We start from the raw sequence: 24,711 nt of genomic DNA on the forward strand, positions 1-24,711 counted from the left end.
CACAGTATAAAACAAAATTTTTAGCTTGCTGTTCATATAGGAAGACAATTACAGTAAGGAGGGAAAGAAATGGGTGAAGAAAACCAACCAAATTATACGATTTCACAGGAAAACTGGTCCCTCCATCGCAAAGGATATGACGACCAACAACGCCATCAAGAAAAAGTACAAGAGGCAATTAAGAATAATTTACCCGATCTTGTAACAGAAGAAAGTATAGTGATGTCTAATGGTAAGGATGTTGTAAAAATACCGATTCGCTCTTTAGATGAATATAAGATTAGGTACAATTATGATAAAAACAAACATGTTGGGCAAGGAAACGGTGACAGCAAAGTTGGTGATGTCGTTGCGAGAGATGGATCAGGTGGTCAAAAACAAAAAGGACCAGGAAAAGGGCAAGGGGCAGGAGATTCAGCTGGAGAAGATTATTATGAAGCTGAAGTTTCTATTCTAGAATTAGAGCAAGCGTTTTTCAAAGAATTAGAATTACCTAATTTGAAGAGAAAAGAAATGGATGAAAATCGGATTGAACATGTTGAATTTAATGACATTAGAAAAACGGGATTATGGGGCAACATCGATAAGAAAAGAACGATGATATCCGCATATAAACGAAATGCGATGCGTGGTAAAGCATCCTTCCATCCAATTCATCAAGAAGATTTAAAGTTCCGCACTTGGAATGAAGTATTAAAGCCAGATTCTAAAGCGGTTGTATTAGCAATGATGGATACGAGTGGATCAATGGGAATATGGGAGAAATATATGGCACGCAGCTTCTTTTTCTGGATGACGAGATTCCTACGGACGAAGTATGAAACAGTAGATATTGAGTTTATTGCCCATCATACGGAGGCAAAAGTAGTTACAGAGGAAGAGTTTTTCTCAAAAGGAGAAAGTGGCGGAACAATATGTTCTTCTGTATACAAAAAAGCACTCGAGCTAATTGATAATAAATACTCACCAGACCGCTATAATATTTATCCATTCCATTTTTCAGACGGTGATAATTTAACATCAGATAATGCTAGATGTGTAAAGCTTGTTGAAGAGTTAATGAAGAAGTGTAATATGTTTGGATATGGGGAAGTGAATCAGTACAACCGCCATAGTACCCTCATGTCAGCCTATAAAAATATTAAAGATGAGAATTTCAGATATTATATTTTAAAGCAAAAAGCAGATGTATTCCATGCAATGAAGAGCTTCTTTAGAGAAGAAGCTGGAGAGAAAATGGCATAACCCCTTTAAAAAGGGGTTATTTTTTTTGTAAACTTTTTATTTTCCTAGTTGACAATGAAAATGAAAATCATTATCATTTATTCGAGATATAATTACATTTAGATTTATATATTTTGGAGGAGATGTAAAGTTGAAAAAAAATAAAAGAAAACATATAAATGCGATGATTATAGCTGCGGCGTTATCACTTCCATTTGCTGCGTACTCAACGCCTGCTTTAGCAGCAGTAGCAATTGAGGTGAATAAAACTGGGCATGCTTTAGAAGATGGTACATATGATGCTGTTATTAAGGCGTATAAAGATAAAACGAATGAAGAGTCTATGGCAGCTGTTTATATAAAAAATCCTAAATTAACAATTGAGAAAGGAAAGAAAATTGTAACGGCAACGTTAAGTGATAGTGATTTCTTTCAATACTTGAAAACAGAGGATATTCATACTCCAGGTGTATTCCATGATGTAAAAGTAATATCAGAAGATAAAAAGAAAAATGGAACGAAAGTGATTCAGTTTGAAGTAGGAGAATTAGGGAAAAGGTATAATATGCAAATGCATATTTATATTCCGACAATGGCCTATGATAATAAGTATCAAGTGCAATTTGAAGTAAATACATTGAATTTAGAGAACAATGTTCCAGAAGAACAAAAGGAAAATAAAGAGGATAAAGTGGATCAACAAGATGCGAATGTAATAGTAGATAAGCAACTACAAAGGCATATTAATAAATATAACTTGAATAGAGAGAATCTAAATACTCCAATAACTAAGGAAGATTTATTAAAAGTTAAATCTTTAATAGTCGTTGAAGCCAAAAGTAAAGGAATAAAAGACGTAAGCGGTCTAGAATATATGAAGAACTTAGAAAGCTTAACTTTGGAAGAAGTTAAGTTAGAAAATATAAACTTTATCTCGAATCTGAGACAATTGAAATCATTAAGTATAACCTACGGCGAACTTGAAGATATTGGACCTTTGGCTGATTTAGAGCATCTGGAGTTTTTAACCTTGAGAAACAATAAAATCTCAGATTTAAGCCCGTTAAGCCAAATGAAGAAGATTAAAATGCTAGATTTAAATAGTAATGATATAAAAGATATTAAACCATTATTTACAGTGAAATCTTTAAGGACTTTGACTGTAGCAAATAATCAAATTAGTAATGCAGATCTTGAAGGAGTTCACCAATTAAAGAATTTAAAGACATTTGAAATAAGCAATAATGGATTGAGTAATGTTGAACATATTAATGGAATGAATAAATTAATTGAATTAGGGCTTTCCAAAAATGAATTAGTAGATCTTACGCCATTATCAAAATTATCAGGGCTACAGAAACTAAATCTAGAAGAAAACTATATTTCAGATATAACGCCACTTAGTCAATTAACAGGTTTATATGATTTAAAACTAGGTTCAAATGAAATTCGTGATGTTAGACCGGTTCAAGAACTAGGAAAAAGAATGTATATTGATATTCAAAGACAAAAAATCTTTTTAGATGATGTAGAAAAAGATAAGGAAGTTAAAATACCTATCTATAATTTACAAGGAGAGCCAATTAATACTATTCAATTGAATAGTGAAGATGGAATAGTTAATAATGGTTCTGTTAAATGGGGTACTACCGGTGAAAAAACATATGAATTTATGTTGGATATAAAGCCAGAAGAGAATCGTATTAAGTTTAATGGAACAGTAATTCAAAATGTTGTTGAAAAGTTAGATGAAATAAAGGAAACAATCAAAGAGAATAATGAACAAAAGGAAAATGTAATTCTAGATAAAACTTTACAACAACATATTAATAAAGAGAGTTTAGGTAGAGAGAATTTAAACGCTCCTATCACAAAAGAAGATTTATTACAGATTAAAAAATTAGAGGTACTTAAAGAAAAAGGAAAAGAGATAAAAGATATAACAGGTTTAGAGTACATGACGAACTTAGAAAAACTCACTTTAGAAGGAGTAGGTTTGAAGAATATCGAATTTATCTCGAATTTAGAAAAGTTGAACGATGTGAACGTATCTCATAATCAAATTGAAGATATAACACCACTATCTTCATTAAAAAATCTACAATGGTTAAATCTTGCGGACAATCATATTAAAGATGTATCGGTTCTTGGTTCCATGCTAGACTTACTTGGCTTACATTTAGCAGGAAATGAAGTTCGTGATGTAAGACCGTTAATACAATTGGGTCAATGGGGAACAATTGATGTCAGAAGGCAAAAGGTCATTTTAGATGATGCAGAAATAAATAAGGAAGTGAAAATACCTGTATATGATTTAGAAGGAGAACGAATTGAAAAGATTACGTTAAAGAGTGCAGGTGGAATGCTTACTGATGAGGGAATCATTTGGAGTACTCTAGGAGAAAAAATATATGAATTTAATTTAGATGCAGATCATTATGAGACTGGCATATTATATAGTGGCATCGTTATGCAGAATATAGTAGAAAAATTAATATCGACAGAAGAAGTAAAAGAACCAACGAAAGAAGTTGAAAAAGCAAAAGAAGAAGTAAAAGAGCCAACAAAAGAAGTTGAAGAGGTAAAAGAAGAAGTAAAAGAGCCAGCGAAAGAAGTTGAAGAAGCAAAAGAAGAAGTAAAAGAACCAGCGAAAGAAGTTGAAGAAGCAAAAGAAGAAGTAAAAGAACCAGCGAAAGAAGTTGAAGAAGCAAAAGAAGAAGTAAAGGAACCAACAAAAGAAATTGAAGAAGCAAAAGAAGAAGTAAAAGAAAAGAAGAAGTAAAAGAGCTAACGAAAGAAATTGAAGAGGTAAAAGAAGAAAAAGAGCCAACGAAAGAAATTGAAGAGGTAAAAGAAGAAGTAAAAGAGCCAACGAAAGAAATTGAAGAGGTAAAAGAAGAAGTAAAAGAGCCAGTGAAAGAAGTTGAAGAGGTAAAAGAAGAAGTAAATGAGCCAGTGAAAGAAGCTGAAAAAGTAAAAGAGGAGGAAGTAAGAGAGTCAACAAAAGGATTAGTAACTGGATTGAATCAAGAGCAAAAAGGGAATAATCAAGTTGTTGAAAACGAAGAGAGAAAAGCAGACAATTTAAATAAACAACATGCTAATAAGCAAGAGGAAGGTAAGAAATCTTTAGCATCAACAGGTGGTGAAGCTAGCACATCAACTTTACTTTCTGGAATAACACTTGTTCTTTCCGCACTAAGTATGTTCGTATTTAGAAAGAGATTATTTAAAAAATAAAAACGTTTTATCTTTTTATAATGTAAAATGATTATAAAATTTTTTGAGAAGACATTATTATGGCGATTTCATTTTGTAATATGCTTATAATAATGTCTTTTTTTGAAGGATATAAATGGAAAAAGTGTAAATGTATTAGAGAAGGAGGAGAGGTTATGTATGTTAGTACTATTTTAAAGGTTGAAGAGATTGCATCATTTATTGCAACTGTAAATAAAGACGCTATTCATCATGTTGGTTATTGTGGAGATGAGAAAGGGGAGTTGTTACATACAATTCTTCATGATTTTTCTGATATAGGTTGGGAAAAATCTTTTGTTGTCACTTATGAGAACAATAAAATAATTGGTGTATTAGGATTTGATGTGGATGAGGTAAAGAAATGTGCAGAAATTTGGGGACCATTTATTATTGCAGAGAATTGGGAAGAAGTTACTTTACATATGTGGAAGGAACTTATAGAAAAGGTGCCGTTTCATATTGAAAAATTTTATGGTTTTTATCATGTGGAAAATAATAATTGTGCCCGCTTAATGAAGGACTTACATGCAAAAGAACAAGGTCGACATAGTATTTTCAGTTTAAGTCATAATACTGTGGAAGAACGTAGTATATGTAATATAGAAGAAGCTTTACCACAAATGTTTGAGCAGTTTGTCGCTTTACATAATCATGTTTTTCCTAATACATATTATAAAGGAGATGAAATCATTGAACGTTTAAGTGATACGAATAAATTATTTGTAAGTATGAAGAATGATAAGTTAGAAGGTTATGTATATGTGGAAGTAAATCCAGGGTTTCAAGAAGCGAATATCGAATTTATTGCAACCGCTGAAAATAGTAGAAGAAATGGTATCGGAGAGCGGTTATTACAAGCTGCAATTCAGTATATTTTCTCCTTCAAAGGGATGAGAGAGATAGAACTATGTTTGAATACGAATAATGATGGTGCGATGAAGTTGTACAAGAAAGTAGGTTTTGAGGAGAAGGCATGTTTACAACACTATATAATAGAGTAAAAAACCCATTCGTATGAAAATTATATTTCATACGAATGGGTTTTATTAATCTACTTTTCCCTCAGTTATTACGGATTCAGAAGTAATTTGAGGTGCTAATCGTTACATAACCTTTTTTATTTTTTGCGTAACTTCTTTCGTTTGCGAATTAATATCTTCTTTTCGCAGCTCCTTAAAGAGCGAAATGACCATAAGAACGACTACGATAGAAAATGGTAGTGCTGCGATGATAGCTGCAATTTGTAGGGCGTTTAACCCTCCAGCTTGTAATAAAATAGCTGCAATAATTGCGATTGTTAATCCCCATATAAGTTTTAAACTATTTTTCGGTGATAAGCTTCCATTACTCGTTTGCATGGAAACAACAAATGTTGCCGAGTCGGCAGAAGTAACGAAAAATGTGGCTACTAAAATCAATCCAATAATTGTTAAAAATGTAGAGAATGGTAGGTGTGAAATAACAGCGAATAATCCAATCTCTGTTCCGTTTTTTGCGATTTCATCAGCTATGCCAAGCGATTGGAACATTTCCATATGGATAGCGGTGCCGCCAAATACTGCAAACCAAAATGTACAGATGAGAGTTGGGACTAATACAACTCCAAAAATAAATTCTTTTATTGTGCGCCCTTTAGAAATACGGGCGATGAATGTACCGACGAATGGAGACCAAGAGATCCACCATCCCCAATAGAAAATAGTCCAGTTTTCAATCCAAGAAGAAGATTTTTCATTAAATGCTCCTAAATTTAATCCCATACTAGGTAAAGCTCCAATATAAGAACCGAGTGTAGATGTGAAATATTTCATAATAAATACAGTTGGTCCTAAAAGTAAAAAGGAGACGAGTAAAATACCTGCAAGAGAGAAATTTAAGTTACTCAAATATTTAATCCCACGATCTAATCCAGTTTGTGCACTCGTTAAATATAAAACAGCGAAGATGGCGATAAGTACGAGCTGTGTAAGTAGAGTGTTATGAATAGAAGGGAATAAATAGCTTAATCCTCCGGCGATTTGTTGAGCACCGATCCCAACAGATGGCACAATACCAAATACTGTGGCTAAAACAGCTAAAATATCGACTGTTTTTCCGATAGGAGAATTTTTCGATCGATTAAATAATGGAGTAACTGTAGCACCAATTGTGCTACCTTTTTGTTTGCGGAATGTGAAATAGGCAATTGTTAAAGCAACCATTGCGTATAGTGACCATGGAAAGAGGCCCCAGTGGAAAAATGAATATTGCATAGCGAGCTTGGCGCTTTCCTCTGTACCTGCTTTTCCTGTTAGTGGATCTGTAAAATGTGAAATCGGTTCAGCGATTCCGTAAAAGAGGAGGCCAATTCCCATTCCTGCTCCAAACAACATGGATAGCCAAGATGGATAACTATACTTTGGTTTTTCCCCATCTTTACCAAGACGAATAGAACCGTACTTAGAAAATGCTAAATAAGTGGCTAGAATAATCATTGCGGTCATAAGTAAAGAGTAAAACCATCCAAATTTATTGAGGATAAATGAATTTAAGGAAGATGTAACACTTTGTAAATCATAGCCTTGTATCCAACTTGCCGGGGTAATTCCCCATATAATGAATAATGTTGTAAGCAAGATGGAGATATAAAATACACTGTTTTCTTTTTTTATCATAGAATCCCACCCTTGTTTAATAAAGTTAACAATTATATTAACCATAACAATTAAAGGTTTAATTGTCAAAAAATTCGTTTTTTAACACGTGTAAAAGGACAGTTTAATCGTTATAGATTCATAACTATTGGAGGTTAGATAAAGGTAAGGTTGTTCACGATATGTACAAAATATGGGGAGAAATAATATGAAATATTGCATTTTATATTGTTGTATCCAGATTTTATGTTAAATTCGTGAATGGAATATTTGAATAGGGGCAAGGATATGAACAAGAAATCAAAAATCAATAAAGTGATGCTTAGTATTAGTACAATGGCTTTATCGTTAGGGGCACTTCAAGCTCCTGCATCAGCGGAAGAAAAAGTACCGTATAATGTGTTGAAAACGAAACCAGTTGGAATTGAAAAACCAGTAGATGAGATTGGACACGTTTCTAAAGCGGAGGAAACATTATCGTTTCAAGAACGGTTAAAAGTAGGAGACTTTTCACAGCGACCAGCATCTATTACGAACAAAGCGACAGTAAAGCAAGTTAAGGAAAGCTATTCAATGGCTGATTTAAACAAAATGAATGATCACGAATTAGTTGAAACGTTAGGCAGTATTAAGTGGCACCAAATTACAGACTTATTCCAGTTTAATGAAGATGCAAAAGCTTTTTATAAAGATAAAGGGAAAATGCAAGTCGTTATAGATGAATTAGCTCATCGGGGTAGTACATTTACGAAAGATGATTCAAAAGGAATTCAAACATTTACGGAAGTGTTACGTTCAGCTTTTTATCTGGCATTTTATAATAACGAATTAAGTGAATTAAATGAAAGAAGCTTCCAGGACAAATGTTTACCTGCTTTAAAAGCAATCGCAAAAAATCCAAACTTTAAGCTTGGTACAGCTGAACAAGATACAGTCGTATCTGCATACGGTAAATTAATTAGTAATGCATCAAGTGATGTTGAAACAGTGCAATATGCATCGAATATTTTAAAGCAATACAATGATAATTTTACTAACTATGTAAATGATCGAATGAAGGGACAAGCAATATACGATATTATGCAAGGTATTGACTATGATATACAGTCTTACTTAATTGAGGCTCGTAAAGAAGCGAATGAAACGATGTGGTATGGGAAAGTAGATGGGTTTATTAATGAAATAAATCGTATTGCTCTTTTAAATGAAGTAACACAAGAAAATAAGTGGCTCGTTAATAATGGAATTTATTTTGCTAGTCGTTTAGGGAAGTTTCACAGTAATCCAAACAAAGGTTTAGAAGTTGTTACACAAGCAATGCATATGTATCCGCGGTTAAGTGAACCGTATTTTGTCGCAGTAGAACAAATTACAACAAATTATAATGGAAAAGATTATAGCGGGAATACGGTAGATTTAGAGAAAATACGTAAAGAAGGAAAAGAGCAGTACTTACCAAAAACATATACATTCGATGATGGATCTATCGTGTTTAAAACAGGGGATAAAGTATCAGAAGAAAAAATTAAGAGACTATACTGGGCTGCAAAAGAAGTAAAAGCACAGTATCATCGTGTAATTGGGAATGACAAAGCGTTAGAGCCGGGCAATGCAGATGATGTATTAACGATAGTAATTTATAACAGTCCAGAAGAGTACCAGTTAAATAGACAACTGTATGGATACGAAACAAATAACGGTGGAATTTATATTGAAGAAACAGGAACATTCTTTACATATGAGCGTACGCCAGAACAAAGTATTTATAGTTTAGAAGAGTTATTCCGTCATGAGTTTACTCATTATTTGCAAGGGAGATATGAAGTACCAGGTTTATTTGGAAGAGGAGATATGTATCAAAATGAAAGATTAACTTGGTTCCAAGAAGGGAATGCAGAATTTTTCGCAGGATCTACTCGTACAAATAACGTAGTACCGAGAAAGAGCATCATTAGTGGATTATCATCTGATCCTGCAAGCCGTTATACAGCAGAGCGAACATTATTTGCTAAATATGGCTCTTGGGATTTCTATAACTACTCATTTGCATTACAGTCTTACTTATATACACATCAATTTGAAACGTTTGATAAAATTCAAGATTTAATTCGTGCAAATGACGTGAAAAATTATGATGTATATCGTGAAACTTTAAGTAAAGATCCTAAACTAAATAAAGAGTATCAAGAGTATATGCAGCAGCTAATCGATAATCAAGATAAATATAATGTACCGGAAGTAGCAGATGATTATTTAGCTGAACATGCACCAAAATCGTTAACAGCAGTAGAGAAAGAAATTACTGAAACGTTGCCGATGAAAGATGCAAAAATGAAAAAACATAGCTCCCAATTCTTTAATACATTTACATTAGAAGGCACGTTTACAGGTAGTGTAACAAAAGGTGAGTCAGAAGATTGGAACGCAATGAGTAAGAGAGTAAATGAAGCTTTAGAACAACTGGCGCAAAAAGAATGGAGTGGCTACAAAACTGTTACAGCATACTTCGTCAATTACCGTGTAAATAGCTCAAATCAATTTGAATATGATGTAGTCTTTCACGGTATCGAAAAAGATGACGGAGAAAATAAAGCTCCAACGATTAATATAAATGGCCCTTATAATGGGCTTGTAAAAGAAGGTATTCAATTTAAAAGTGATGGCTCAAAAGATGAAGATGGAAAAATCGTTTCTTATTTATGGGACTTTGGAGATGGAAGCACAAGTGCAGAAGTAAATCCAGTACATGTATATGAAAGAGAAGGTTCATATAAAGTAGCGTTAATAGTAAAAGATGATAAAGGGAAAGAGAGCAGAAGCGAAACAACTGTCACGGTTAAAGATGGAAGTTTAACAGAATCAGAACCAAATAATCGTCCAGAGGAAGCAAATCGTATTGGGCTAAACACTACTATAAAAGGTAGCCTTATCGGCGGAGATCACACTGATGTTTATACATTTAATGTAGCATCAGCCAAAGATATCGATATTTCCGTTTTAAATGAGTATGGAATCGGGATGACATGGGTACTTCACCATGAATCAGATATGCAAAATTATGCTGCTTACGGTCAAGCAAATGGAAATCATATAGAGGCAAACTTTAATGCAAAACCAGGTAAGTATTACTTGTATGTATATAAATATGATAATGGCGATGGAACTTACGAATTATCAGTAAAGTGAAACCTTAATCAGTGGGGGTTCTGTTCATCCCCCACTGATTATTAGCCCACACCAATCGGGCTTTTACTGCCCGTTAATGCGGGTTAAAACAAGTGTTTTTCCAATGTATGTTTAACTTTACTTTTTGTGGAAAATAGTATATTATATAGATATATAATATATCGGTTATTTTCTAGGAGGAGCCTGTCACAATAGGTTTCTCCTGTTCTTTTTTAGAGGCCTGTACTGCAGGCTTTTCTTTAAAGGGTAAATAACTGAAAATTAAGAACAATAATCTTTGGAAGAGGTGGGGCATACACATAACAAAAAAGGGATTGTTTAAGAGAGGGGGATAAGAAATGGTTTTGTTTGGTTATCCACTTGAGACAATTTATTTATATGGATTTATTATTGCTACTATACTCACTGTGATTTATATCTTTTTTGGAGATATATTTGAATCCATATTTAGTTTTGGAGGCGGATCGGTATCCGTTGTTACTTTATTACTTAGTTTTTTCGCCATGTTATGTGGACTTAGTTATATAGGAGAATATTTATTTTCCTTTAATAGTATTCTTATTTTCGGGGCTGCATTTGCTATATCTTTTATTGGTGTATTCATAATGAAAATACTAATTTTAAAGCCAATTGCAGAAGCAGAACAAAATACTGTGCAACGTATGGATGAATTCGTTGGTTGCAAGGGAGAAGTCATTACGACAATTCCTACAGAAGGATTTGGTGAAGTATTAATCTCTTCCCAATTTGGAAGTAATGCAATCCCAGCTAAAACAGTTGGAAAAAAAGATATTTCACAAGGAACTGAGGTTATTATCGAGGGAGTCCAAGATGGTGTTTTGCTTGTACAAAACATCTCTTATTCTTTAAAAAAACCAAAATTATAAGGGGGAATTTACATGACGATTCCATTAATTATTGGTGGAGTTTTACTCGCAATTTTAATTCTACTCATTTTAGTATTTATTACGAAGTATCGAACAGTTGGACCAGATGAAGCGTTAATTGTTACAGGTAATTGGCTTGGAGGCGGGAAAAATGTTGTTACCACGGATGATGGAAAGAAGATTAAGATTATTCGCGGTGGCGGTACTTTCGTAGTTCCGATTATGCAAAGAGCAGAGCCTTTAAGCCTATTAAACTACAAGTTAGAAGTCGGAACACGTGATACGTATACGAAACAAGGTGTACCAATTACAGTAAACGGTGTTTCTATTATTAAAGTAGGATCAACAATTGAAGAAGTTTCCACAGCAGCTGAACAATATCTAGGAAAAGAAACGGAAGAGTTAAAAATAGAAGCAAAAGAAGTTTTAGAAGGGCATCTTCGTGCTATCTTATCTTCTATGACAGTAGAAGATGCATATAGTAATAGAGAGCAATTTGCTCAAAAGGTGCATGAAGTAGCTTCTACAGATTTAAAGAAGATGGGTCTTCGCATCGTTTCCTTTACAATTAAAGAAATCATGGATAAGAACGGTTACTTAGATGCACTTGGTCAGCCGCAAATTGCGACAGTTAAGCGTGATGCAACAATTGCGAATGCAGAGCGTGAAAAGGAAGCACGTATTGAAAAAGCTCGCGCTGAGAAAGAAGCGAAAGAAGCTGAATACCAACGTGATGCACAGATTGCTGAAGCTGAAAAACATAAAGAACTAAAAGTACAATCGTATAAGAGAGAACAAGAACAAGCTCGCGCAGACGCGGATCTTTCTTATGAATTACAACAAGCGAAAGCGCAACAAGGTGTAACAGAAGAGCAAATGCGCGTTAAAATCATTGAGCGTGAAAAGCAAATTGAGTTAGAAGAAAAAGAGATTGCGCGTCGTGAAAAGCAATACGATGCAGAAGTAAAGAAAAAGGCAGATGCAGATCGTTATGCTGTTGAGCAATCAGCTGAAGCTGAAAAAGTAAAACAAATTAAAAAGGCAGATGCGGATCAATATAAGATTGAAGCAGAAGCGAGAGCACGTGCAGAAGAAGTACGTGTAGAAGGTTTAGCGAAGGCGGAAATTGAGAAAGCGCAAGGTCAAGCGAAAGCGGAAGTACAAAAAGCACAAGGTACAGCAGAAGCCGATGTTATCAGATTAAAAGGTTTAGCGGAAGCAGAAGCGAAACAAAAAATTGCAGAGGCATTTGAATTATATGGCCAAGCGGCAATTATGGATATGGTACTTAAAATGCTTCCAAGTTATGCGAAAGAAATTGCAAGCCCACTTAGCAACATTGATAAAATTACAGTTGTTGATACAGGCGGCGGTGGTAAAAATAGCGGCGCTGGAAAAGTTGCGGGTTATGCGACTGATTTAATGGCGACGATGCAAGAAACATTAAAAGCTTCTTCTGGCATTGACTTAAAAGAGTTATTAGAAGGATTTGCAGGAAAGGGAGCGGTACAACAATTATCAAATGATAAACCTGGTGTATCTGTAGTAGAAGATGAGAAAAAAGAAGTAGAAAAAGGTAAAGAATAGTGTAGTGGGAAGAACCTCTAGTAAGTGAGATACTAGAGGTTCTTCACTGAATTATAATATTTAGAATAATATACATTTTTATATATTGTTTTAATTATTTAATTTATATAGAATGAAAAGGGTATGTATTAATTCTTTAATAGAAAAAGAGACAAAGAGTTGATACATCTTAATCGTATAATTTATATAAAGAAATTAAATGTAAGATAATTACATTTAAAACGGTATGGAGGGGTAGAAATATGCTTCAAGGGAAATTAAGGAGAAGTAGTTTAAAAGCAAAGTTACTTATATCATTTGTTATTGTTTTAATTCTTCCAAGTATTGTAATTGGTTGGACGTCTTATCAGCAAGCGAAAACAAACTTTAATGAAACAATTTTACGATCAGCGGAAGATAACGTAAAGATTTTAAACAATGTTATTAACAAAGAGATAGACAGTAAAAAGGTAGACGCAGTATATTTTACAAAGTTATTTAATGGAGTAAGTTACGGAACTGATCAGCTCCAAAATGTGCAAAATAAATTAGAAGAATATAATAAATTACATCCAGAAATAGAAGCAATTTATACGGGATCTAGTACGGGACAATTTATTCAATCACCGTCTATTCAAATGCCAGATGGGTATAATCCTACCGAAAGAGATTGGTATAAAGAAGCAGCGAAAAAAAGCGGAGAAGTGGTTATCACAGCCCCATATAAGTCAAGTACAACAGGGAATATTGTTATTACAATAGCGAAACAAAATGAGGATAAAAGTGGTGTTCTCGGTATTGATTTAATTATTAATGATATTGTAAATACTTCAAAAATGGTCAATATCGGCAAAAAAGGATATGTAGCAATCTTCGACCAATCTAAACAGGTAATAGCACATCCGACGATGAAACCAGGTGACAAAATAGAAGAAAAACTTGAGAAGGAATTGTACAAACAGGAAACAGGTGATTTTAAATTCAAACTCGATGGTGATGATCGCAATGTTACCTTTATAACAAATAAGCAGACTGGATGGAAAATAGCAGGGATTATGCCTTCCAAAGAAATTATCGAAGCAGCTAACCCTATTTTCTATAAAACGCTAACTGTTATTGGTATTTCATTAATAATTGGCGGGATTTTAATTTACTTCATAATTGCTTCTATTATTAGTCCGTTAAAACAACTTGTTATATCATCGAAAAAGATTAGTGAAGGTGATTTAACAGAAACGATTACAGTTCATTCTAAAGATGAAATTGGGCAGTTAGGAGAAAGCTTTAACGAGATGGCGGCATCATTACATCATGTCATTTCTAATATAAATACTTCAGCAGGTCATGTAGCAGCATCTTCAGAAGAATTAACAGCTAGCATGAAGCAGACAAGTGAAGCGACGGAACAAATTACACAGGCAATAGAGCAAGTGTCGAGTGGATCGGAAATACAAACGAAAGAAGTTGAAGAAGGCGCAACATTATTAGAAGAAGTTACAGAAGGAATTCAGCGTGTTGCAGATAGTTCTTCATTAGTATCCACAGCATCTATGTATACGAAGAAAAAGGCTGAAGATGGTGGAAAGTTAGTTGAACAAACTGTGAATCAAATGCAATTAATCCATGAGTCTGTTTCACAATCAGATAAAGTTATTGTTTTGTTAGATGATAAGTCGAAACAAATTGGAGCAATCCTTGAGGTGATTCAACATATTGCAGAGCAGACAAATTTATTAGCATTAAATGCTGCAATCGAGGCTGCGAGAGCTGGAGAGCAAGGAAGAGGATTTGCAATTGTAGCAGATGAAGTGCGAAAGCTAGCTGAACAATCAGGACAGTCTTCTACGGAAATTGGAAAACTAGTAAAAGAGATACAATTTGACATAAAAGAAACAGTAAGCTCTATGAAGCAAGTTGGGACAGAAGTACAATCAGGACTTGTAGTTGCAAATGAAACGAAACAAAGCTTTGCTGAAATATTGAAGTCTACAGATGATACAGTTGTACAAATTGATAGTATGGTAGAAGTAGCGAAACAAATGACGGTAGATGCAAAACAAGTTAGTGCATCTATTAATGAAATTGCAGCTACAATTGAAGAAAATGCAGCAAGCGTTCAAAATATTGCTGCTTCTTCAGAAGAGCAATTAGCTTCAGTAGATGAAATCAATGCAGCAGCAGTTCATTTATCGCAAATGGCAGAAGAATTACAAGAGATGATTGGGAAATTTAAAGTGTAATAAAAAATGTTGAGAAATGAGGTAGTAATTGTACCTCGTTTCTTTTTTTATGAAGATAAAAATAAAGAAATATAGAGTAACCGTGTTATGATTAAGTATAATTATAAAAGACTGTATTTTCTTTAAATTCCATCTTTAATCATGTTAGGGGAATGGTTTTGAAATTAAAAAAATTAAAATTACAACCAAGAATTACATTAACTATTAGTACACTTATTCTTGTTGTACTTCTGTTAACGAGTTATTTATTCTATTACATATTGTCTGAAACAGTAGAAGAGCAAATTGGGAAACGAGCTTTACATGTTGCGAAAACAGTTGCTGCTATACCTGAAATAAAGGAAGCTTTTCAAACAGAAAATCCAGCTTCTATCATTCAACCGATTGCAGAAAAAGTTCGAATGGATACAGATGCTGATTTTATTGTAGTTGGAAATAAAGAAGGGATTCGTTATGCACATCCTAAGAAAGATAAAATAGGAGAAGTAATGGTTGGTGGAGATAACAAAGGGGTGCTATTAGAAGGAAAATCTTACGTTTCGAAAGCAACTGGATCATTAGGCCCTTCATTACGCGGCAAAGTTCCAATTCGTAATCAGGAAAATGAAATTATTGGCGTGGTATCTGTTGGATTTTCAATGGATGATATTCATGGAGCGGTAGAAGTATATGGAAAGCGTGTATTTTGGATTACAATAATCGGTCTTTTAATTGGGATAATTGGTTCTATGTATTTAGCAGGAAGTATAAAAAGAATGATGTTTGGGATGGAGCCAGAAGAAATTTCATCTTTATATGAAGAGCATAGTACCGTGATTCAATCTGTACGTGAAGGGATTATTGTCATTGATCAAAAGGGCATGATTAGTTTAGTCAATCAAGCAGCTTATGATATTCTTTCGCTAGATGAACAACGCAATATTATTGGAGAATTTATTTTAAATGTAATTCCTAATTCAACGATACTAGATGTACTTCAAACTGGTGAAGAACAGTTTGATCGTCAATTGAATATAAAAGGGCAGGCTGTGATTGCGAATCGTCTACCTATTAAAGTAAAGAATAAAGTAACGGGCGTTGTATCGAGCTTACGTTTGAAATCTGAAATGGATCAGTTAACAGCAGAATTATCTCAGACGAAGCAATATACAGAGGCATTACGAGCGCAAACGCATGAATATAACAATTTATTGTATACGCTTTCAGGTCTTATTCAGCTAGAATCATATGAGGATGCTTTAGAGCTTATTCATAAGGAAACAGCGGTATATCAAGATTTTGTTCAATTTATTATGAAGCGAATTCAAAATCCATGGTTAGGTGGAATTTTAATTGGATTCTATAATAGAGCAAGAGAGCTGAAGATTGATTTTGTGCTAGATCGAGAAAGTAGCTTAGACAAATTAAGCCCGCACATTGAGAGTAATTATGTCGTTTCCATTTTAGGAAATTTAATTACGAATGCATTTGAAGCGATTGAAAGAAATGAAGAGAATGATAAGAAGGTAAGGATGTTTGTAACTGATATCGGAGAAGAAATCGTAATTGAAGTGGAAGATTCGGGCCAAGGGATTCATGATGAAGTCATTACTAGCATATTCTACAAAGGCTTCTCGACGAAAGAAGGCGGGAAGAGAGGATATGGATTAGCAAAAGTGAAAGAGTTAGTAGAAGATTTAAATGGAAGTATCGCAATCGAAAAAGGGGATTTAGGTGGTGCATTATTTATTATTGCATTACCAAAAAAGAGAGGCGAATTGTAATGGGTGAGGAGATTGAAGTATTGATTGTAGAAGATGATATTCGAATTGCGGACATTCATCGTCGTTTTACCGAAAAGATTGAGGGATTTAAAGTAATTGGAACAGCAACGAATGGAGAACAAGCGAAAGAATGGCTAGATTTTGTGAAGCCACAGCTCGTTTTATTAGACGTGTACTTACCTGATATGCAAGGAACGGAACTTGTCACATATATTAGGAATAATTTACATGATACAGATATTATTATGATTACAGCTGCATCGGAAACAGATGTAGTCAGACATGCTTTACGAGGCGGAGTAACAGATTATATCGTAAAACCACTTATGTTTGATCGATTTAAGGCAAGTTTGGAAAGTTACCAAAAAAAGATTGTGCAGTTAAAGAAAAATAATCAATTATCTATAGAACAAATAGAACATCTATGGTCCCAAAGAGGTGTAAAGGGAAATGAAATAGAATATGCGCCGAAAGGGATAGATCCTTTAACTTTAGCAAAAATAAAAAAGCATATGTTAACCGTGAATGAAGAAGGAATTACAGCAGAAATGTTAAGTACAATGGTAGGAGTAAGCCGGTCAACAGCGAGGCGCTATTTAGAATATTTAATATCAGGAAAGAAAGTTCATGCGGAGCTTACATATGGAAGTGTGGGGAGACCAGAAAGAAGGTATTTTCTCGTTTCTTCATAAAAAAACAGTAGAGGATATATGTCCTCTACTGTTTTTTTATCTTATATTGGAATAATCCCAATTACAATTCCAGTAATCAACATTACCATTGTCGTTCCAACTGCCCACAATAAAGTGAAGCGTTGATGTTCACCAAAATCAACTTTGGCCATGCCGACTAATAAATAAGTGGATGCGACAAGAGGACTTAATAAGTGAACAGGTTGCCCGAGTAAGGAAGCACGTCCCATTTCAGCCGCACTAATTCCATAAGTAGCAGCAGCTTTTGTTAAAATAGGTAGTACACCGAAGTAAAATGCATCATTGGACATGAAGAATGTGAACGGCATACTGAGGAGTGCTGTAATAATTGGTAATTGTGGCCCAAGGAAATCTGGTATAAGGGCTACTACACTTTTAGCCATTGCATCTACCATTTTTGTTCCTGATAAAATCCCAGTGAAAATCCCAGCGGCAAATACGAGAGAAACAACCGCTAATACGTTTCCTGCGTGAGAAGCAATACGCTCTTTCTGTTGTTCTAAGTTCGGATAGTTAAGCATAACAGCAATAGCGAAAGCGATTGTAAATAAAACAGGTAACGGCATAACTTCTAGTATGAGACAGACAAGTAAGGTAACAGTTAATAAAAAGTTAATCCATAGAAGTTTAGGACGTTTATGAACAGCAGTTTCTACTGCGGCAGCTTGCTCATCCATCGTTTGCATTTGTTTTAAATATTGTACATCCATAATACCTAAACGCTTTCTTTCTTTTTTTCCAAGATAGTAAGCAACGAAAACTACCCAAAGTGCACCAGCGATCATTCCTGGTATAAGTGGTGTGAAGAGCTCTGATGCGTCTAGTCCAAGTGCACTCATAACCCGAGCTGTCGGTCCACCCCAAGGCGTAAGATTTGTTACACCAGCTCCTAACATAACAACCCCAGCTAATATAAGTGGGTTCATTCCAAGGCGTTTATATAGTGGATACATTGCGGAAACAGTAATCATATACGTCGTTGTTCCATCCCCATCTAACGAAACAATAATAGTAAGAATCGCTGTACCAACAACGATTTTTAAAGGATCTCCTTTTACAAATTTCAAAATCCTACTAATGACAGGATCGAATAAACCGCTATCAATCATAATTCCAAAATATAAAATAGCAAACATAAGCATAATACCAGTAGGTGCTAGTTTTTGAATTCCTTCTAACATCATAGGTCCCATATTTGCATAAAAACCACCAATTAATGCGAAAGTAATTGGAATTAATATTAATGCTACTAGTGCTGACATACGTTTCGTCATAATTAAAAACATAAAGACAAATACCATCGCAAATCCAAGTAGTGCTAACATGTAATCTCCCCCATCCCAAAAATGTTTACGCTTTCAAAATAGAATAAAAATTCAGAAAAAAGTTTTTTTGTTTATCATAAAAGCATCTATTCAAATGGTAAATAATTTGAAAAATAACATCATTAGAAGCATAATTTTTATTTTGTTCATTTTGTTCACGGTAGTTAATTTGAATTTTTAAAAAGGTAAGCAGCTCTCCGTAAGAATGGTAGAATAAGATGAAAATATTGAAGTGTGAAATAGGGAGTAGATTTTATATGAAAACAAGAATGGAAGAGATTTATAGTTCTTATGAAGGAAAAGTAGAAGAGATTTTTGTTAATGAATCTTCTTACGTATATGAGTGGGAAAATTTAATGATAATCCGAAAAAATAACGGTGAGCTTGAAAAAGTTGCGGTCGGTATTAGTGGAAATATAAGATTAGTAAATGTAGTTGTCGGGCAGCAAATTAATACAGATATATTATTAGTTAAGTTAGAAGACGATTTATTAATTACAGGTTGTGAATGATGAGAGATGTGTAGAAATGACTACACATCTTTTTTGTTCCATATATTACAAAAAGAACATTGTTTTTTCACAAATCTCACACAAGTTTTTGATATTCTCTTTGTGGAATATGCGATTAGGGAGGAAATAAAATGAGAACAAAGTATGTGATGCTTGCTATATGCTTATTCTTTGTCTTTACAATAGTAGGATGTGGTAAGAAACAAGCAGAGGCTGTGGTAATTGATGAGAAACATGATAAATGTGATATTTGCCAAATTGGGGTAATGGATAATCAATTTGCAACAGAAGTCATTTTAGAAAATGGAAAAGCATTAAAGTTTGATGATATTGGTTGTATGTATAAATGGATGGAGATTAATCCAGGTGAAAAGACGAAAGAAAAGTTTGTTCGAGATTATGATTCGAAAGAGTGGGTTTCGTTAGAAGGCGCTACTTACGTATATGATAAAACAATTACAACACCAATGGCTTATAATGTCATTTCATTTAAAAACAAAAAAGATGCTGAGAGCTTTGTATCTAACTATAAGGGGAAAGTTCTTTCGTATAAAGAGCTAGCAGAGCATAAATGGGAAATGAATAAAGAAATGATGGGGAAGCCGAAAAAGGGAAATAACGGTGGGCATCATTAATACTAGAAAACGACAACTTGTCGTTTTCTAGTATTATTCAGGTTTAAGTAGAGAAAAAAGGGAAATAACGGTGGGCATCATTAATACTAGAAAACGACAACTGCACAGTTGTCGTTTTCTAGTATTATTCAGGTGTAAATATAGAAAAGGTGTAAAATTTTTAGAAGAACGGTTACAATGGAATATAGTGACCTAAAGCAATCATTTACCCCGTATTAACGGGCAGTAAAACTCCCACCTCAAAATTAGGCAGGAGCAAAGAAGTTAGGTGGGAGATCAACAGCCCGTAAATACCCGATTGGTTCAACTAATAATCAGTGGGGTGAACCCTCCCACTGATTAAAGTTTCACTTTATGTACTTTTTAGAAATGTATACAAATGCGGTAAAAACGTGCTAAACTAATTGCTTCATAATGTTAATGATGAGGCCATCAGGCGTATCATGCCAATAGGTTGAGAAACATAGTATAAGTTTAAGATAATCCAATTAAAGAAGGAATATAAAGAGCTTATGGATAAATGTACTCAAGAAGAGTTATTGTATGTGATGGAGGAATGGTTAAGAAAACATTATCTTTCATAGGAGCTGTAGTTGTGAGAAAACAAAAAATTTTATTATGTATTTTATTAGGACTTTTAATGACGGTAGTGGCTTGCGATAAGCAAGAAGAGCCAGAATCGAAACCGGTTCATGTGAAAAACGAAAAGAAAAAAGAAAAGCATAAAGAACAGGAAGAATCTAAAGAAGAAAAAAGTATAAATTTAATGGACAAACAGTTGCTACTTTCTGCAACTCTGGGAGACACAGAAACAGCTATGAAGTTGATCCAAGATGGAGCGAATATAAATGTAGAAGGTGACAACGGAGAAACACCCGTCCTTGCAGCAACGTACCAAAATCATGTAGAGACAGTGAAAGCATTAATTGGTGCAGGTGCTAATATTGAAATTAAAGATGAGAAACACAGCAATCCACTTCTTTATGCAAGTAGAGAAGGATATACGGATATTGTAAAAGTATTAATTAATGCAGGAGTTAATACGAAAGAAACGACTAAGTCAGGTGGAACAGCACTTATTTCTGCATCTGAGCGTGGCCATGTAGAGGTCGTAAAAGAATTATTAGAGCATACAGATATTGATGTGAATTATAAAAATGCTCGTGGTGGAACAGCTTTAGTAGAAGCAATCGTATTAGGAAATGGTAGTGAAAACCATAAGAAAGTAATTCAAATGCTTATTGACCACGGGGCAGATGTAAATATGGCCAATAAGGAAAATATTACGCCACTGCAATATGCTGAAAAAAGAGGTTTTAAAGATATTGCAAATATGTTGAGGGTAGCTGGAGCGAATGAAGTAGTACAGCCACAACCACAACCGGTAGAATAACAAGTATGAAATAATCCCATTTAGATAGACAGGATGAAGAAGTCATTGAGTATGATGGATTCAGTAATGTGTATTTGAATGGGATTTTTGTTTGTAAAGAAAACCGTATCCTGAAAAAGGATACGGTTTTTTACAAGGAGATAAGGGATCAAAAAATGAAGAAGTCTTATCTCTTTTATATGAGTAAAGGGTCTAGAATGAATCTTTCCCTTTTCATTATTTGTTTAACTCCATTGCAACTTGTTTGCCATTTACGAAAACCGCTGCTACTGCTACCATAACTTCCATCACTTTTTTCATTTCTCATCTCTCCTTGTTTTTTGTTTCATTTCTTACTTTTAGTATAAGAAAATATAGCAATTGCAACTATCGAATTGAATGACAAGAGACTTACATTGTTGTAAGGATAATCGCTTTGTTTGTAATAAAAGTGATTTTGAATATGAGTTCAGAAATTTCTGCCGTTTTGAACTATAATTAGAAAGAGAGTGGTTTAGAGAGAAGGGGATAATATGAAAAGAATTCTTGTTATTAGTGATATTCATGGAGAGATAGAAAAGTTCGAACAGTTATTGGAAGAAGCACAATATGATGCAAAACAGGATCAATTAATTTTATTAGGGGATTATGTAGATCGTGGTCCAAATTCGTGTGCCGTAATTGAAAAGGTAAAAGAGTTAAAAGAAGAAGGAGCCCTCGTTCTAAAGGGAAATCATGAAGATATGATGATTAAGGCGTTAACGACTGATGAGGAACGTTCATGGAACCATTGGGTAAAAAGGAATGGTGGAGATAAGACTTTATACAGCTATGGATTTGTAGAAGAAGATATTGTAGTTAATGAGGAAGAATTCCAAAAACCGATTTTACAATCGCATGTTTTAGAAGAACATGTAAAGTTTATTCAAGAATTAGATCATTACATTGAAACAGAAAAGTATATATTTGTACATGCTGGTGTTGAGCCATTGAAACGAGTTTCTGAATGTGAACCATATACGTTAATGTGGATCCGTAATGAGTTTCATAATGGATATAGCGGTGAAAAGGTTGTTGTATTTGGTCATACGGAAACAAAAACGCTTCATGGTAGTGAGAATTGCGGCGTGTATTTTGGTAGTAATCGAATTATTGGAATTGATGGCGGGGCTGTGTATGGTGGTCAGCTAAATTGTTTGGAATTGCCAAGTAAAAAGGTATATGTAGTAAAAAATTGAAAGAGATAAGGGAAATCTTATTTCTTTCAATTTTTTATTAAGCTAAATTTAAGAAAGAGTCTTTATAATTAATCTTTAAAATTCTGTATCAAGAAAAAGTGTAGAAAGAACGAATTAAAAATGAAGTTACAAAATATGATTATATTCTTTTGTTAGGAAAAGCAGGAATGTGATTATAAATAGAATCGAACGATATAATGGAAGGTGAGAATATGCGCTTACTCGTAGTAGAAGATAATGCTTCTTTATTAGAGTCTATCGTACAAATTTTGCGTGATGAATTTGAAGTAGATACAGCATTGAATGGAGAAGAGGGATTATTTCTAGCGTTACAAAATATATATGATGCAATTTTGCTTGATGTGATGATGCCAGAGATGGATGGATTTGAAGTGATTCAAAAAATACGTGATGAAAAGATTGAAACACCAGTCCTGTTTTTAACAGCGAGAGATTCTTTAGAAGATCGGGTGAAGGGATTGGACTTTGGTGGAGATGACTATATCGTTAAGCCGTTTCAGGCTCCAGAATTAAAAGCAAGAATTCGTGCTTTGTTACGACGAAGTGGTAGTCTAACAACAAAGCAGACCATTCGCTATAAAGGGATTGAACTGTTCGGAAAAGATAAAGATGTTCAAGTAGATGGACAAGGTATGAAGTTAACACTAAAACAATATGAGCTTCTAGAGTACCTTGTTCAAAATAGCGGAAAGATTTTAATGCGTGAACAAATTTTTGATCGCGTCTGGGGATTTGATTCAGATACGACAGTAGCGATTGTAGAAGTATATGTACATCATTTACGTAAAAAATTAGAGCCATTCGGTTATCAGAAAGATATTCAAACCGTTCGAGGTATTGGATATATATTAAAAGAACAATGAAAAAGGGAAGTATGTTTCAGAAGACGCGTATTCGATTGACTATAATAAATTCGTTAGTATTTATTATATTAATTGGGGTGTTAGGAAGTTTAGTGTATTCATATACATCTAATGAAATTTATAAGGGAGTAGATAGCTCAATAAAGGACCTTATTATAAAGATAACGAGAGAAAAGCCAGCAGGGCCACCACGATTTGATTTGAATAAAGAGTTACGTATAGGGGATTCAAGAGCTTTTTACTTAATATGGGATGAAAGTAATCAATTGCGAGTAATTGATCCTAGAGCACGCAATCGTAGTTTTTTTGAAGAAAACAAAATAAAGTTAATTCCAAAAAAAGTTGAGGATTTTTATGATATAGAGATAAAAGGGAAAAGTTATAGAGTCAGTGCAGTTCAGGGAGCTACTAGGCTAGGAGAGAGCATTACACTTCAAATATTATGTGAAACTACCACTGAGAAAGAAGTACTGCGTACGTTGCTTTTAATTCTTGTAATTGGATGTAGCATAGGAAGTTTATGTGCAATAGGTATCGGCTTTTTCTTAGCTGGTAGAGCACTCGTACCCATTCAAAATTCATGGGAGAAACAGCAGCAATTCGTTTCTGATGCATCACATGAATTAAGAACACCACTTGCAGTCATTCAATCAAAAACGGATGTGTTATTCCAATCCCCATCCGCTACGATAGAAGAAAAAGCAATGGATATCTCTACAATTTCAAAAGAATGTAGGCGGTTATCGAAACTCGTTAGTAACTTATTATTGTTAGCACGTTCTGATTCTAATCAAATTGAGATGGATAAGAAAACATTTGAAATGGATAAATTGTTAGAAGAGATAGTAGATCCATATAAGGAAATTGCTTCCTATCAAGAAAAAGAGATGATATTGAAAGGGGAGCATGACGTATCATTTATGGGTGATAGAGAGAGAATTCATCAAATGATGGTCATATTGTTAGATAATGCGATGAAGTACACGAATGAAGGTGGGCATATACAAATCGATTGTACGCAAACGAATAGCTCGATTCGTATACGAGTGAAAGATGACGGGATAGGAGTGAAAGATGAGGACATCCCAAAATTATTTAATCGTTTTTATCAAGGAGATAAAGCGAGAAGTACGTCAGAAGGAGCGGGATTAGGCCTTTCAATCGCGAATTGGATTGTAGAAAAGCATTACGGGAAAATATCAGTAGAGAGCAAATGGGGAGAGGGTACTTGTTTTGAAGTGATTTTCCCTAAAAATCAAAGAATATAAGTGA

The 24,711-nt window shown here is 34.1% G+C and carries 16 protein-coding genes and 2 pseudogenes; 16 read left to right on the forward strand and 2 right to left on the reverse strand.

Features of this window, described 5'->3' with window-relative positions:
- Positions 1-69: 69 nt before the first annotated feature.
- The 3 genes and pseudogenes from yhbH (at position 70) to DN390_RS18970 (ending at position 5,486) form a co-directional block, all read left to right on the forward strand.
- Positions 70-1,245, forward strand: coding sequence for a sporulation protein YhbH (gene yhbH, locus DN390_RS18960; RefSeq protein WP_060629457.1), 1,176 nt, complete (start codon positions 70-72; stop codon positions 1,243-1,245).
- 130 nt (positions 1,246-1,375) lie between these two features.
- Positions 1,376-4,464, forward strand: a pseudogene (locus DN390_RS18965) (NEAT domain-containing protein).
- A 155-nt stretch (positions 4,465-4,619) separates the two neighbouring features.
- A complete protein-coding gene (locus tag DN390_RS18970) occupies positions 4,620-5,486 on the forward strand; it encodes a GNAT family N-acetyltransferase (protein ID WP_147808096.1) in 867 nt (288 codons plus the stop codon).
- 102 nt (positions 5,487-5,588) lie between these two features.
- Here DN390_RS18970 and opuD read toward each other — a convergent pair whose 3' ends face one another.
- Entirely contained in the window at positions 5,589-7,139 is a 1,551-nt protein-coding gene (gene opuD / locus DN390_RS18975; protein WP_147808097.1) for a glycine betaine transporter OpuD, read from the reverse strand.
- Positions 7,140-7,406: 267 nt separating this feature from the next.
- Here opuD and colA point away from each other — a divergent pair, with 267 nt between their 5' ends.
- The 7 genes and pseudogenes from colA (at position 7,407) to DN390_RS19005 (ending at position 17,452) form a co-directional block, all read left to right on the forward strand.
- The gene (gene colA / locus DN390_RS18980) at positions 7,407-10,304 is read left to right on the forward strand and encodes a collagenase ColA (protein ID WP_147808098.1); all 2,898 of its coding nucleotides are present in this window, start codon (positions 7,407-7,409) and stop codon (positions 10,302-10,304) included.
- A gap of 338 nt (positions 10,305-10,642) precedes the next feature.
- Positions 10,643-11,191 (forward strand): NfeD family protein, encoded by a 549-nt coding sequence (locus DN390_RS18985; protein WP_147808099.1) that lies wholly within the window; start codon positions 10,643-10,645, stop codon positions 11,189-11,191.
- 12 nt (positions 11,192-11,203) lie between these two features.
- Complete coding sequence (locus DN390_RS18990) at positions 11,204-12,778, forward strand: flotillin family protein (RefSeq protein WP_147808100.1); 1,575 nt, start codon at positions 11,204-11,206, stop codon at positions 12,776-12,778.
- A 242-nt stretch (positions 12,779-13,020) separates the two neighbouring features.
- A pseudogene (locus DN390_RS31675) lies at positions 13,021-14,055 on the forward strand (HAMP domain-containing protein); the annotation flags it as partial.
- Between the two features lie 81 nt (positions 14,056-14,136).
- On the forward strand, positions 14,137-14,997 hold the full coding sequence (locus DN390_RS31680; protein ID WP_370513479.1) for a methyl-accepting chemotaxis protein: 861 nt from the start codon (positions 14,137-14,139) through the stop codon (positions 14,995-14,997).
- A 152-nt stretch (positions 14,998-15,149) separates the two neighbouring features.
- The gene (locus DN390_RS19000) at positions 15,150-16,760 is read left to right on the forward strand and encodes an ATP-binding protein (RefSeq protein WP_147808102.1); all 1,611 of its coding nucleotides are present in this window, start codon (positions 15,150-15,152) and stop codon (positions 16,758-16,760) included.
- Complete coding sequence (locus tag DN390_RS19005; RefSeq protein WP_147808103.1) at positions 16,760-17,452, forward strand: response regulator; 693 nt, start codon at positions 16,760-16,762, stop codon at positions 17,450-17,452. Before DN390_RS19000 ends, DN390_RS19005 begins: the two co-directional genes overlap by 1 nt.
- 41 nt (positions 17,453-17,493) lie before the next feature.
- Here the strand turns inward: DN390_RS19005 and DN390_RS19010 are convergent, their stop codons facing one another.
- Positions 17,494-18,798: a CitMHS family transporter gene (locus DN390_RS19010; protein WP_097951018.1), complete on the reverse strand. Its 1,305-nt coding sequence runs from the start codon at positions 18,796-18,798 to the stop codon at positions 17,494-17,496.
- A gap of 257 nt (positions 18,799-19,055) precedes the next feature.
- Here DN390_RS19010 and DN390_RS19015 point away from each other — a divergent pair, with 257 nt between their 5' ends.
- The 6 genes from DN390_RS19015 to DN390_RS19045 all read left to right on the forward strand — a co-directional run bounded on the left by DN390_RS19015 (position 19,056) and on the right by DN390_RS19045 (position 24,707).
- Positions 19,056-19,310, forward strand: coding sequence for a hypothetical protein (locus DN390_RS19015; RefSeq protein ID WP_147808104.1), 255 nt, complete (start codon positions 19,056-19,058; stop codon positions 19,308-19,310).
- A 131-nt stretch (positions 19,311-19,441) separates the two neighbouring features.
- Positions 19,442-19,945, forward strand: a complete 504-nt coding sequence (locus tag DN390_RS19020) for a nitrous oxide reductase accessory protein NosL (protein ID WP_147808105.1) — start codon at positions 19,442-19,444, stop codon at positions 19,943-19,945.
- Positions 19,946-20,465: 520 nt separating this feature from the next.
- Positions 20,466-21,338, forward strand: a complete 873-nt coding sequence (locus DN390_RS19030) for an ankyrin repeat domain-containing protein (RefSeq protein WP_141439231.1) — start codon at positions 20,466-20,468, stop codon at positions 21,336-21,338.
- A 512-nt stretch (positions 21,339-21,850) separates the two neighbouring features.
- Positions 21,851-22,555 (forward strand): metallophosphoesterase family protein, encoded by a 705-nt coding sequence (locus tag DN390_RS19035; RefSeq protein ID WP_147808106.1) that lies wholly within the window; start codon positions 21,851-21,853, stop codon positions 22,553-22,555.
- A 212-nt stretch (positions 22,556-22,767) separates the two neighbouring features.
- Positions 22,768-23,439, forward strand: coding sequence for a response regulator transcription factor (locus DN390_RS19040; RefSeq protein WP_147808107.1), 672 nt, complete (start codon positions 22,768-22,770; stop codon positions 23,437-23,439).
- Positions 23,436-24,707, forward strand: a complete 1,272-nt coding sequence (locus tag DN390_RS19045; protein ID WP_147808108.1) for a sensor histidine kinase — start codon at positions 23,436-23,438, stop codon at positions 24,705-24,707. Before DN390_RS19040 ends, DN390_RS19045 begins: the two co-directional genes overlap by 4 nt.
- The last annotated feature ends 4 nt before the right edge of the window (positions 24,708-24,711 follow it).

The organism is Bacillus sp. SH7-1, assembly GCF_008042405.1.
In the GTDB taxonomy this organism is placed as follows: domain Bacteria; phylum Bacillota; class Bacilli; order Bacillales; family Bacillaceae_G; genus Bacillus_A; species Bacillus_A thuringiensis_N.